Genomic DNA, 12,861 nt, shown 5'->3' on the forward strand with positions numbered 1-12,861 from the left:
AGTAAACCCCGGAATCAGCCTCGTGCTGACATCAGGGTCAGGCACAACTGGGCGTTCTGGATGAAGTGGCCAAACGCCGCCAATTGCTGTTCCGATGGCACATAGCCTGCGGCCGCATTATCAGCGTAGAACAAGCCTACCAATCGGCCCTTGGCTTTCAGCGAGCCTGCCAGCGCCGGAACTTTCCCCAGCCAGCGGTCGTAGGGTACGCCCTCGGTCTGCTTTCGAGGCTCATAGACGGCGCAGGTGCCATGAGGCAACAGCGGCCCAAGGGGCCCGGTGCCGTCTTTCTTTATGACAAAGTGCTCGCGCCACTCTTCGGTGCCGCGGCCACCTACCTTGCGCGGTACCAGTAATTCGCCGGAGCGGTCGGTCATCAACAGGGCTACGCGCTGCATGCCGATGGCCCGGTGAATCCCCTCAATCACCAACTGGCAGACCTCATTGATGTCCGGTTTTTCCGCCAGGGTCTGGGTTAGCTCCCGCAGAATCTGCAGTTGCAGATCGGAGTCCATGGCCGGGGCATCGGGGACTGACTCCTGGTTGCCCGGCAGCAGAGCGGTCACTTGCGGGATGCCCAGAGAAACCGCCACTTTGCTGGCTTCCTGGGCGTTTACCTTGAGTTGATCACGGATGGCGGCGGGGGTTTCACCGATGTCGTCAGAGAGCTTCTCGAGCACCTTGTCCATCTCGGCCCCGCTCCAGCCGTTCTCGGACACCCGGGCCATTTCGACGCTGTTGCGGACCAGGCTGCTGGCCATGGAGTTGGCTTTTCCCGGCGCTACCACTTCCTTGATGAACGGTCCCAGCGACCAGGCATCCACCAGCCCGCGGGTTATTTCGGTAAAGGTGGTTTGCAGCACCGCTTTCTGGGCTTCGACCGGGGGCTCTTCCAGCCGCAGGCGCTCTTCAAGTTCGCTGGCCTGCTCGGTTTCGCAGGACCAGAAAGCCAGTTCCCCAATGTTCATCAGCAACGCGCCGATAAAGACTTCTTCCAGGGCGTGCTCGGTGCGTTTGGGCATCAGACACCGGGCCTGTACCGCGGCGTGAATCGCCCTGGCCAGGCATCGCAGCAGGTGGGGGCGATCATTGCGTTTAAGCAGGGAATCGACAATCAGAGACGAAATCGCCATGGACTTCACGGCATCAAAGCCGATCAGCGTGATGGCCCGGCTGACCGTGCTGACCTGGGTGCGGGTCTGGTTGTAAAACACCGTGTTGGATAACCGGAGCACCTGGGAGGTGAGCTGGGCATCATTGAGAATCACGTTTGCCAACTCATTGACGGTACTGTTGCGGCTGTCTGTCAGTTCGTTGATCTGCCGGAGGGTGTTGGCCAAAACCGGCAACTCTACCTTGCTCAGGTAGGAAACCCATGCCTGGGTTGAGTTCATCCTTGAGGGCGAAGTTTCGGACGGAGTAGTCACGGAAGGGGCGCGCCTCGGAATGGTGGACAGTTGTTAATGTTCTTTGTGGATACGAGTTTAGCTGAGCCGGGACGGGTCTGTCAGGTACCTTTTGGTGTAAGGGCAACTACCCACCTGCCGGCCACCGGGCGGGATTCGGGTTTGCCCCCTGAATAGGCTATAATCGCCGGTTTTAACGACGCATCTGCAAGGCACTGATCGTGATTGTATTTGACCAGGTAGAAAAGTCGTACCAGGTGGCTGGCCGGGCGATCCCCGCGCTGCATCCCACCAGTATGACCATCGAGACCGGTGAGGTGTTCGGCATCGTCGGCCACTCCGGCGCGGGCAAATCGACCCTTGTCCGACTGATCAACAAACTGGAACCCTCCACCGGCGGTCGCATCCTGATCGACGACGAGGACATCACCCGCTACAGCGCCGCAGAGTTGCGGGCGTTCCGACGCAAAGTGGGCATGATTTTCCAGCATTTCAATCTGCTGTCGTCCAAGACGGTGGCTGACAATATTGCCTTCCCGATGAAACTGGCGGGCATTTATTCCAAGGCTGAAATTCGCAGTCGGGTGGATGAGCTGCTGGCAAGGGTGAGCCTGAGCGATCATGCCAACAAATATCCGTCCCAGTTGTCTGGCGGGCAGAAACAGCGGGTAGGCATTGCCCGCGCCCTGGCCTGCCGACCGACTATTTTGCTGTGCGATGAAGCCACCAGCGCCCTGGATCCACAAACCACCCAGTCGGTGCTAAAGCTGCTGGCGGACATCAACAAGGAACTGGGCCTGACCATCGTGCTGATTACCCACGAGATGGATGTGGTGCGCCGTGTCTGTGACCGGGTGGCGGTGATGGACGCCGGCCGTGTGGTGGAAATGGGGCCAGTCAGTGAAGTCTTTCTGCACCCCCAGCACCCGACCACCCGGGATTTTGTGTTCGAAAGCGAAAATGTGGATCGCGATGAGCTGCAGGAAGATCTGCAGAAAGCCGAGGGTCGTATTCTGCGCCTGACATTCAAGGGGGAATCCACTTACAAACCGTTGCTGGGCAGTGTTGCCCGGGAATCCGGTGTGGATTTCAGTATTCTCTCGGGCAGGATTGATCACATCAAGGACACGCCCTACGGCCAGTTGACCCTGTCGTTGGTGGGCGGCGATCTGGAGGTTGCCATGAAAGCGCTGGAAGCCGCTGAAGTTCATGTGGAGGTGGTGCGCTGATGGAAGCCTTGATGGAAAGCCTTATGGGGAACGTGGACTGGGCCGAAATTGGCTGGGCCAGCTGGGATACCCTGGTGATGGTGGGCATGTCGCTGTTGTTCAGCGTATTGATTGGCTTGCCCATAGGAGTGCTGTTGTTCCTGACCGGCAAGCGACAGTTACTGGAACAGCCGGTGGCCTACGCCATCCTGTCGTTTATTGTGAATGTGCTGCGCTCTGTGCCCTTCATCATCCTGCTGATTGTGATGATCCCGTTCACGGTAATGCTGATCGGCACCTCCCTGGGAGTGGCCGGCGCGATTCCCCCGTTGGTGGCCGGTGGTGCTCCGTTCTTTGCCCGCCTGGTGGAAACCTCCTTGCGGGAGGTGGACCGGGGCATTATTGAAGCAACCCAGGCCATGGGTGCGAATGTTCGACAGATCATCTTTGGTGCCTTGCTGCCGGAGGCACTTCCCGGCATTATCGCGGGCATTACGGTAACGGCCATTACTCTGGTGTCTTACGCAGCCATGTCTGGCGTTATTGGTGGCGGCGGCCTTGGCGACCTGGCGATCCGGTTCGGTTACCAGCGGTTCCAGACCGACGTGATGGTGATTACTGTGGCCCTGCTGGTGATCTTTGTGCAGGTGTTGCAGATGGCGGGCGATCGCCTGGTTCTGTATTTCAGCCGTAAATAATTAACGCAGGAGATTTGTTATGAACCTGAAGAAAACTCTGGTGGCTCTGGCCGCTGTTGCAACCTTCTCGACCGCTGCTTCGGCAGAACAACTGTCCGTAGCCGCGACTCCGGTACCCCACGCCGAGCTGCTGGAATTCGTGAAGCCGGCCCTGGCGGAACAGGGTGTGGAGCTGGATGTGAAGGTGTTCACCGACTACGTGCAGCCCAACATCCAGGTTGATCAGAAGCGTATGGATGCCAACTTCTTCCAGCACCAGCCGTACCTGGATGAGTTCAACGATGGCCGTGGCACCAACCTGGTGACTGTGACCGGCGTTCACGTGGAGCCGTTCGGCGCCTACTCCAGCAAGATCGAGTCTCTGGACGAGCTGAAAGAAGGTGCGGTTGTGGCCATCCCCAACGACCCCACCAACGGTGGCCGTGCTCTGCTGTTGCTGCAGAAAGCGGGCCTGATTACCCTGAAGGACGAAAGCAAGATCACTGCGACCCCGCGTGATATTGCCGACAACCCCAAAGACCTGGACTTCAAGGAACTGGAAGCGGCGACCCTGCCGCGTATCCTGAACCAGGTGGACCTGGCGCTGATCAACACTAACTACGCGCTGGAAGCGGGCCTGAACCCGTCTGAAGATGCTCTGGTGATCGAAGGCTCCGAGTCTCCGTACGTGAACATCCTGGTCGCCCGTCCGGACAACAAGGACAGCGAAGCCATGCAGAAGCTGGCCAATGCCTTGAAATCCGATGCGGTGAAAGACTTTATCAAGGAGAAGTATGAGGGTGCGGTTGTTCCGGCGTTCTGATCGGAACGGAGTGCCTTCAGGTGCTGTCAAGCATAAAAAAGGGCAGCCATTTGGCTGCCCTTTTTGTTTGTGGCGGTGGATCAGTCACCACTCCAGTTAGCACGTGGGTCTGGTGTCATCCGCAGGTAGGACTTCACGGCTTTGTAGCCTTTCGGGAAGCGCTTTTTGATCTCATCTTCATCCTGCAGGGACGGCACAATCACCACATCACTGCCACTCTCCCAGTTGCCGGGTGTGGCCACGCGGTGTTCGTCGGTCAGTTGCAGGGAATCGATTACCCGCAGCACTTCATTGAAGTTCCGACCTGTGGATGCCGGGTAGGTGATGATCAGTCGAACCTTCTTGTTCGGGTCGATGATGAACAACGAACGCACGGTCAGGCTGTCGTTGGAGTTCGGGTGGATCATGTCGTACTTCTCGGACACCTGGCGGTCGTGGTCTGCAATGATTGGAAAGTTGACCGTGCAGCCCTGGGTCTCGTTGATGTCTTTGATCCAGTCGTGGTGAGAATCGACCGGGTCGACACTCAGGGCAATGGCCTTGACGTTACGTTTGGCAAATTCGTCTTTGAGCTTGGCAGTCAGGCCCAGCTCGGTGGTGCACACCGGGGTGAAGTCGGCCGGGTGGGAAAACAGCACGCCCCAGCTATTGCCCAGCCACTCGTGAAAGCGAATGCGGCCCTCGGTGGAATCCTGTTCAAAATCCGGTGCAGTATCTCCAAGACGCAGACTCATACTTACTCTCCTTCGACACGGTTGTTGGCAAATTCGTGTATTGCGCCGGCGTTGCCCGCCGTTGTTGTCTGATCAGTGTATACGAGTAACTGTGGTGTTGGATGCGCCAGTTACAAGGGCGACTTGATCTGGCGCATCCAACGGTTTGCTCACATCCTTATGAGCAGCTTGCATAGACAGGGTGTTACTTCACGCCCAGGGCTTTCTGCTTGTCGAAATGCTCCCGGGTCAGTTTGAACACCACCGGGCTCAACAGCAGCAGGGCGATCAGGTTGGGCAGTGCCATCATGGCGTTCAGGGTGTCGGCCACCAGCCAGATAAAGCCCAGGTTGATGGTGGCGCCCACCGGAATGGCCACAATCCACAGTACCCGGTAAGGCAGAATGGCCTTCACACCGAACAGGAATTCAATACAGCGCTCGCCGTAGAAAGACCAGCCAATGATGGTGGTGAACGCGAAGATCGCCAGGGCAATCGCCACCACGTAGTTACCAAAGCCCGGCAGGCCGGTTTCAAAGGCCAGGGAAGTCAGTGCCGCCCCGGTTTCGCCGGACGTCCAGGCACCGGAGGTGATGATGACCAGGCCGGTGATGGAACAGACAATGATGGTGTCGATGAAGGTGCCCAGCATGGCCACCATGCCCTGCTTGACCGGGTTCTTGGTTTGCGCTGCCGCGTGGGCGATGGGGGCAGAGCCGAGACCTGCTTCGTTAGAGAAGATGCCCCGGGCCACACCAAAGCGGATGGCTGCCCAGACCGCAGCACCGGCAAACCCGCCCTCGGCTGCAGCCGGGCTGAAGGCATAGCTGAATACCATGCTGATGGCTTCCGGAATCTGGTTGGCGTTAATGGCCAGTACGATCAGGCCAATCAGCACATAGGACACAGCCATAAACGGCACCAGCGCACTGGCTACCTGGCCGATACGCTTGATACCGCCAATCAGTACCATGCCCACCAGTACCATCAGGATCACACCGGTTACCCAGTGGGGCAGGCCAAAATTGGTTTCCAGCACATCGGCGACGGAGTTGGCCTGAACCGTGTTACCGATGCCAAAGGCGGCCACCGAGGCAAACACCGCAAACAGGATGCCTAGCCAGGCCCACTTGCTGCCGAGGCCGTTACGGATGTAATACATGGGGCCGCCCACGTGGTTGCCGCGCTCGTCCACTTCCCGGAAGCGAACCGCCAGAACGGCTTCTGAATATTTGGTGGCCATGCCCACCAGGGCTGTGAGCCACATCCAGAACAGCGCACCGGGGCCGCCTAGGAAGACTGCGGTGGCAACACCGGCAATGTTACCGGTACCCACGGTGGCAGACAGTGCGGTCATCAGGGCCTGGAACGGGGGAATATCGCCGTCATCCTCGTCACCGCGGGCCCGGCCGCTCCACATCAGGCGGAAACCGGCCCCCAGTTTCATGATCGGCATCAGTTTCAGGCCAATACTCAGAAACAGGCCGACGCCCAGAATCATCACCAGCATGGGAGGGCCCCATACCAGTCCGTTGATTTCACTTACAAAATTGGAAATGGCTTCCATGGGTTCTCCCACTGTTTACCACGGATGAATCAGGATTATTGAGCCCTGAAAGGGCATAACCCATTGAGTTTAGTCGACAATTATCCGATGTAAACCGTTTTCATAACGCCGGTTTTTCATTTCTGTGTGCTTTGCCTATGTTTAGGGTATGGAAGTGCTCAATCGGGCACAGTTATTATGTCTGAAAGGAAGTTGTCGATGCGCTCATTGAAAATATCTGAAGTGATGTGGAACCACATTGAACCGATACGCTGTGGTACGCCGGTCACCAAGGTGGTAAAAGCCCTGCTGGCCAATCACGTCACCGGTTTGCCAGTGGTGGATGACCATCGCCATGTGCTGGGCTTTGTCTCGGAACAGGACTGTATACACTCGCTACTGGTCAGCAATTACCACCATGAAGGCGATCCCCTTGTGGATGACGTGATGTTCCGGCAGCCGATGACGGTATCACCGGACATGTCGGTGGTGGATCTGGCCCAGAATCTGGGGGCCGGCAAGCCGAAAGTGTACCCGGTTGTTGATCATGGCAAACTGGTTGGTATCGTAACGCGTACTGCCATTCTGGCGGAATTTGCCAAGTCCGGTTTCAGTGTCGATAAACCCAGCTATGCTGGTGCTGAGGACTGATCACTAACCAAATCTTTAACTCCGGGGGAATCTATGGAACTGTTATCCACCAACGTCTGTTTCGATGGCGAACACCGCCGCTATCGCCATACCTCCGCCACCCTGGAGTGCGATATGGAATTTGCGGTGTTTCTTCCTCCTGCGGCGCTGGGTGCTCAGGCCAAAGACGTGCCGGTGCTGTACTGGTTGTCGGGCCTCACCTGTACTGACCAGAACTTCATGCAGAAAGCCGGTGCCCAGAAGCTGGCGTCAAAACTGGGCCTGGCCATTGTCTGCCCGGATACCAGCCCCCGAGGGGTGAATTTGCCCGGCGAGGATGACAGCTATGATTTCGGCTCCGGAGCCGGCTTCTATGTGAACGCGACCCAGCAGCCCTGGGCGCCGCACTACCGGATGTATGATTATGTGGTCAAGGAGCTACCGCAGCTGGTGGAAAACGAGCTGCCGTTGAACGGCGAACGTTCGGTCAGTGGCCATTCCATGGGTGGGCACGGGGCCCTGATTGCGGCTTTGAAGAACCCCGGGTATTACAAGTCGGTATCGGCCTTTGCTCCAATTGCCAACCCCATGGCCTGCCCCTGGGGCCAGAAGGCGTTTACCGGATACCTGGGTGACGATCAGTCGGCGTGGGAAGCCTGGGATGCCACCATGCTGATTCCGACCGCGAAGGAACGGTTGCCGCTACTGGTGGACCAGGGAACCGCCGATGAGTTTCTGGACAGCCAGCTGAACCCGGATGCCCTGGCCGATGTGTGCGAGAAATTCCACCATCACCTGAACCTGCGTATGCATCGGGGCTATGACCACAGCTACTTCTTTATCGCCTCGTTTATTGATGACCACCTGAACCATCATGCCCGGGCATTGGGGCTGATCTGATTCAGGAGCGGAACCCCCAGAGCATGCTGAAATCCATGGATGGCATGATCTCGGGCTCCTCCGGCGCGCGCACGTTGTATTCCAGCAGGCTGGTATCGCGCTCAACGGTGCCGCTGTAGCGGTTGCCTCGGGGGCCGAATATCGCCTTCACGAAAGGTCCCCGGGTTCGATCCGCCCGGCGTGTAACCACCCCCACCTCGTTGTTGACCAGCCGGACCAGCATGCCCGGGGGATGATCGCCCAGTACCAGCAGCAATGAACGCGGAATGGCCGGCCGGAACTTGCCATCTGCCAGGGTGGCGATGAGTTTGCGGGCCTCGGTGATGTTCATCCGGTTGCGATAGGCCCGTTTGGTAATCATCGCCACATAGCGTTCAGACAGCGCCAGAATTTCCGCTTCTGGCAGGATTTCCCCGCCACTGAGGCCCTCCGGATAACCTGAACCATCCGCCTGCTCGTGGTGCTGGGCAATAATCCGGAGTAGCAGCTTGTTGCTGATGCCGGCAGACTTCAGCGCGTCGATACTGCGCAGGGGGTGTTTGCGAATCACCGCGCGCTGGTCGTCCGTGAGCACCTTGTTGGAGGCGTTGAGCTGGTCGGCCACTGGCACCAGCGCAAGGTTGGCGGTGAGCGCGGCAGCGGTCAACACGGTGGCTCGCTTTTCCTCCAGCCCGAACTGGCGGGCGATGAAATGGCACAGGATGCCGTAGAACAGGATCTGTTCATGGATGGTGGGGCCGATGGAGTACAGGTGCACCAGCGCCAGGCTGGCGTCGGGAGCTTCCTGGCAGGTTTTATCCAGCATCCGGCACAGGCCCAGCAGGCGCTTCTGGGCGGTGGGGTCTTCTGAGGTAATGGCCTTGAGCGTGGTTTCCAGCGTGGTCAGCAGGTCACCGTATTCCGCAAACGGATTCCGTTGGCGCAGGTCTTCAAACGCTTCCTCTTTCGGCCGCTCGATCTTTCGGGGCTTGAAGCGCCCTCTTTCAAACAGCTGCTCGAGCTGGCTGTTGGTCTGAATCACATAGCCCTGACGCAGAAGAATATTGCCTTCTGAGTCGAAAACATCCCAGGGCAGTGGCTTGCCTATGGTGAGTGCCCCGGGGGCTATTCTTATCAGTGAGTTAGACACAATGTTCCTGAATCTGCAGCCGGTGCGCGATAGTATGACTGGCCAATAGGTTTGAAGCTAATGATCGTTGCCTGGACGATTATAAAGTGGATTACATTGGAATATTAGAGAAAAGCAAAGCGTGATGCAGGTCACATTATGTCGCCTTTGGTGGTAGATTTGTTAAGAATCGTTGCCCTGGAACGACCGTTTGAAAAGCTTGGGCTACTCTTGGATGCTAAATAATACTTTTGTCGGATCCAGGGCAGCATGTTTCACCGTCCGAAAAACGATTTTCGTTTATCCATCATTACCTTGCTGGGCATCAGCGGGCTGGTGGGCATCACGCCGTTTGCGGTGCTGCGGTTTATGCAGGGCAACCTGCTGGCGGGCGTGGTGGATAGCGCGATTCTGGGCGGTATTGCGACGAGTATGGCTTACGCCTGGTTAACGGGGGATACCCGCAGGACGGGCCTGGTCATGGCGATTATTTCATCCTACGGTGCTGTGGTGGTTGGCAGCATTGTGGGTGACCCGGGGTTGTTCTGGTTGTATCCCTGCCTGGTAACCACCTTCTTCTTGGTCGGCCCGAGAATTGCGGTGGGTATTAACCTGTCCGCTATCCTGGCGATGATGGTGGTTGGGCTGGCCTTCAGCAGCCAGGAGCAGATGTGGTCATTCTCCTCTACCGCAGTGGTGGTCAGTGTCTGCGCCTATGTTTTTGCCCACCGCAACCATAGCCAGCGTCGGCGCCTGGAGCAACTGGCCACCATCGACCCGCTGACCGGCGTAAAGAACCGCCGTTCCATGGATGAAGAGCTGGATGTGGCCGCTGCGAATGCCGAGCGTTCCGGCCTGCCCTACGCTCTGGTGTTGCTGGATATCGACCACTTCAAGAAGATCAACGATGAGTATGGCCATGGTGTAGGTGACGATGTGCTCACCGAGCTGGTGGCCCTGCTGGAGAGCAATACCCGCCGTTCCGATCAGCTGTTCCGATACGGTGGTGAGGAATTTGTATTACTGCTACCAGGTGTTGATGGCGTGAATCTGCGTGCGGTGATGAACAATCTTCAGCAGGTATTGCGCAAATACATGAAACACCCCGGTGGGCCGGTAACCGCCTCATTTGGTGTGGCCCTGCTGGGCCATGGCGAGAGTGTGGATAGCTGGCTGGCCCGGGCCGATAATGCCCTGTACACCGCCAAGGAAACCGGGCGCGACCGGATTGTCTACGCTGAGGAGATCGGTCAGCTCATGCCGGAGCCGGTCCCCACGGCTGCAGGCTGAGTATCTTCATCAACGGGTGTTGGTGGCTGAAAACGAAACAGGCGCCAGCCGAGTAACAGGCTGGCGGAGGTCAGTCCGGCGGTTAGTCCTACCCAGAAGCCTGCAGCGCCCAGCGCCGGCCACAGCCAGTCGGTAAATGTCAGTACATACCCCAGCGGCAGGCCCACCCCCCAGAACGAAAACAGCATGATGAACATGGGAATGCGGGTGTCCTTGTAGCCACGCAGGGCGCTGATGCAGGTTACCTGGATAACATCGGCAATCTGGAACATGGCGGCGAAGGTGAGCAGCCGAATGGTGACCGCCTGAACCTCGGCATCGCCGGAATACAGGCTGGCAATGGCGCCGGAGAACACGAACAGCAGGGTGGCGAACAGCAGCGCGATGGCTGAGGCCAGAATCAGCGAACTGCGGGAGATTAGCCGGGCGGAATCCGGGGCCCGCGCACCCACCAGAAAGCTCACCCGCAGGGTCAGCGCCATGCCGATGCTCAGCGGCAGCATGAACAGCAGCGACACCACATTCAGGGCAATCTGATGCCCGGCGACCACCACTGGCCCCAGCGGTGCCAGGAACAAGGCGATCACGGCAAACATGCTTGCTTCGACGAAGATGGTGAAGCCGATGGGGACGCCAATGCGCAGGATGTACTGAATGCCAGCCCAGTCCGGTTTTACCCAATCGGCAACCAGATGGAACTGACGGAAGGTCGCGCTGCGGTTCAGATAGATCAGCATGGCGATGGCGGCGACACCATTGGAGATGGACGTGGCCCAGCCACAGCCGACACCGCCCATGGCGGGCAGCCCGAGTTTGCCGTAGATGAATATATAGTTCAGTGGCAGGTTGATCAGGGTGCTGAGCACGGAAAACGCCATGATCACCCGGGTATGTCCCAGGCCGTCGGTCAGGCCCCGGAGGGCGTTAATCAGCAACAGGGCGGGTATGCCCCAGGCAAAGGCGTCCAGATAACCCTGGGTGATGCCGGCGGTGTGCGGGTCGAGTCTCAGCAGGGCCAGGACGGGATGGACATTGGTCAGCAGCAGCGCCATCACTACGGTGCCGCCCGCCGCAATGTAGAGGCCCTGCCAGGTTGCGGGCATGATCTTATGGGTTGTCCGAGCGCCGTTGTAGCCGGAAATGATCGGTTGCAAGGCGCCGAGCATGCCCATAAAAAACAGGAAAAGCGGCATCCACAGGCTGCTGCCGATACCCACGGCCGCGAGATCTTCGGCACTGGCGTGGCCGGCCATCACGGTATCGATCACACCATTGGCCATCTGTGCCACCTGGGCAATCAGAATTGGGCCGCCCAGAATGGCCAGTGTTTTCCACTCGGCGAGCGTGCGCTGAATCAGCGGCTGGCGGGCTTCGGGTAGTGGCTGATGGGTTTCGTCCATGGCGCTCTGGTCTTTCCGGAATTGTAGCGTGGCACTGGTACAGGACCGGCCATGGTACCTCAGCCTGCGGACTCGTGCTTATAGGGGTTTCCCCGTCTGCCGCCGCTGCAAAACCCACCGTAAAGCAGTAAAGTAGGCGCCCGGCATACAACAGGGGTGGTGCAATCGATGGTCTTACTGGTTCTGGTAACCGTACTCTGGGCCTTTTCGTTCAGTCTGATCGGCGAGTTCCTGGCTGGCCGTGTAGACAGCGACTTCGCGGTATTGAGCCGGGTCTTGCTGGCAGCCCTGGTGTTCCTGCCGTTTACCCGCTGGCGCGGTGTTCCCTCCGGTATGAAGCTGGGCATCCTGGTGACTGGTATGCTGCAGTTCGGCATCACCTATCTGTGCCTGTATCGCTCGTTCAGTTACCTGACGGTACCGGAAGTCCTGCTGTTCACCATTTTTACGCCTCTGTACGTGACTCTGGTGGATGATGCCCTGGCCCGCCGGTTTTCACCGGTGGCGTTGCTGGCTGCGGCCATTGCCACACTCGGTGCCGGCATCATCCGGTACGATGGCCTCAGTGAGGATTTCATTACCGGGTTCCTGCTGCTGCAGGTGGCCAACTTTACCTTCGCTGCCGGCCAGGTCGGCTACAAGCACGTGATGCAACGTTACCCTCTGGCGCTGCCTGGGTATCGCACTTTCGGTTATTTCTTCTTTGGCGCACTGGTGATCGCGCTACCCTCGTTCCTGATTTTTGGTAACCCGGACAAGTTGCCCTCAACACCGTTGCAGTGGGGCATTCTTGGCTGGCTGGGCCTGGCGGCGTCCGGTCTGGGGCTGTACCTGTGGAATCGCGGTGCCTGCAAGGTCGATGCAGGCACCCTGGCGGTGATGAACAATGCCCTGGTGCCGGCTGGCTTGCTGGTCAATCTGCTGATCTGGAATCGTGATGCAGATCTGCTGCGCCTGGCCATTGGTGGCGTGGTGATCGGGTTCTCTCTGTGGGTGAATGCTCGCTATCACCCCAGGGCAAAGCTGGCTGCATCCTCCTGAGTTCCCTGAATTTTTTCTAAAGCGCCGTGGCCTGTTGTCGTTACACGAATAGGACACGGCGTAACCCATTCGCTATTTCATTGATATATATCTATAACTAAGCTGTCGCCGTTAAATTT

Annotated in this window: 12 protein-coding genes; 7 read left to right on the plus strand and 5 right to left on the minus strand. The window is 58.2% G+C overall.

The window, feature by feature from the left end; genetic code table 11:
• Positions 1–14: 14 nt before the first annotated feature.
• Positions 15–1,394, minus strand: coding sequence for an HDOD domain-containing protein (locus tag Q675_RS35170; protein WP_023012006.1), 1,380 nt, complete (start codon positions 1,392–1,394; stop codon positions 15–17).
• 233 nt (positions 1,395–1,627) lie between these two features.
• Between Q675_RS35170 and Q675_RS35175 the strand changes: the two genes are divergently transcribed.
• Genes Q675_RS35175 through Q675_RS35185 form a run of 3 tightly spaced genes read left to right on the plus strand, consistent with a single transcriptional unit; the run spans position 1,628 to position 4,114 of the window.
• The gene (locus Q675_RS35175) at positions 1,628–2,635 is read left to right on the plus strand and encodes a methionine ABC transporter ATP-binding protein (protein WP_014420170.1); all 1,008 of its coding nucleotides are present in this window, start codon (positions 1,628–1,630) and stop codon (positions 2,633–2,635) included.
• Complete coding sequence (locus Q675_RS35180) at positions 2,635–3,312, plus strand: methionine ABC transporter permease (RefSeq protein WP_014420171.1); 678 nt, start codon at positions 2,635–2,637, stop codon at positions 3,310–3,312. Before Q675_RS35175 ends, Q675_RS35180 begins: the two co-directional genes overlap by 1 nt.
• A 19-nt stretch (positions 3,313–3,331) precedes the next feature.
• Positions 3,332–4,114, plus strand: a complete 783-nt coding sequence (locus Q675_RS35185; RefSeq protein ID WP_011783807.1) for a MetQ/NlpA family ABC transporter substrate-binding protein — start codon at positions 3,332–3,334, stop codon at positions 4,112–4,114.
• A gap of 80 nt (positions 4,115–4,194) precedes the next feature.
• Here the strand turns inward: Q675_RS35185 and Q675_RS35190 are convergent, their stop codons facing one another.
• Together Q675_RS35190 and Q675_RS35195 are read right to left on the minus strand one after the other, a co-directional pair.
• A complete protein-coding gene (locus Q675_RS35190; RefSeq protein WP_023012007.1) occupies positions 4,195–4,848 on the minus strand; it encodes a peroxiredoxin in 654 nt (217 codons plus the stop codon).
• A gap of 184 nt (positions 4,849–5,032) precedes the next feature.
• Positions 5,033–6,394 carry an alanine/glycine:cation symporter family protein gene (locus Q675_RS35195; RefSeq protein ID WP_023012008.1) on the minus strand — a complete coding sequence of 454 codons (1,362 nt, stop codon included), beginning with the start codon at positions 6,392–6,394 and terminating at the stop codon, positions 5,033–5,035.
• A 198-nt stretch (positions 6,395–6,592) separates the two neighbouring features.
• Between Q675_RS35195 and Q675_RS35200 the strand changes: the two genes are divergently transcribed.
• Complete coding sequence (locus tag Q675_RS35200) at positions 6,593–7,024, plus strand: CBS domain-containing protein (protein WP_023012009.1); 432 nt, start codon at positions 6,593–6,595, stop codon at positions 7,022–7,024.
• Positions 7,025–7,057: 33 nt separating this feature from the next.
• The gene (fghA, locus tag Q675_RS35205) at positions 7,058–7,903 is read left to right on the plus strand and encodes an S-formylglutathione hydrolase (protein ID WP_023012010.1); all 846 of its coding nucleotides are present in this window, start codon (positions 7,058–7,060) and stop codon (positions 7,901–7,903) included.
• Position 7,904: 1 nt separating this feature from the next.
• Here fghA and Q675_RS35210 read toward each other — a convergent pair whose 3' ends face one another.
• On the minus strand, positions 7,905–9,032 hold the full coding sequence (locus Q675_RS35210; RefSeq protein ID WP_023012011.1) for an HD-GYP domain-containing protein: 1,128 nt from the start codon (positions 9,030–9,032) through the stop codon (positions 7,905–7,907).
• 249 nt (positions 9,033–9,281) lie between these two features.
• Between Q675_RS35210 and Q675_RS35215 the strand changes: the two genes are divergently transcribed.
• Positions 9,282–10,301 (plus strand): GGDEF domain-containing protein, encoded by a 1,020-nt coding sequence (locus Q675_RS35215; protein ID WP_022993415.1) that lies wholly within the window; start codon positions 9,282–9,284, stop codon positions 10,299–10,301.
• Here Q675_RS35215 and Q675_RS35220 read toward each other — a convergent pair.
• Positions 10,262–11,701 (minus strand): MATE family efflux transporter, encoded by a 1,440-nt coding sequence (locus tag Q675_RS35220; protein ID WP_023012012.1) that lies wholly within the window; start codon positions 11,699–11,701, stop codon positions 10,262–10,264. The two genes, Q675_RS35215 and Q675_RS35220, sit on opposite strands and share 40 nt — an antisense overlap.
• Before the next feature lie 168 nt (positions 11,702–11,869).
• On the opposite strand from Q675_RS35220, the gene Q675_RS35225 reads away from it, so the two are divergent.
• Positions 11,870–12,742 (plus strand): carboxylate/amino acid/amine transporter, encoded by an 873-nt coding sequence (locus Q675_RS35225; RefSeq protein WP_023012013.1) that lies wholly within the window; start codon positions 11,870–11,872, stop codon positions 12,740–12,742.
• The last annotated feature ends 119 nt before the right edge of the window (positions 12,743–12,861 follow it).

This window comes from Marinobacter sp. EN3, assembly GCF_000475315.1.
GTDB classification, from domain to species: domain Bacteria; phylum Pseudomonadota; class Gammaproteobacteria; order Pseudomonadales; family Oleiphilaceae; genus Marinobacter; species Marinobacter nauticus.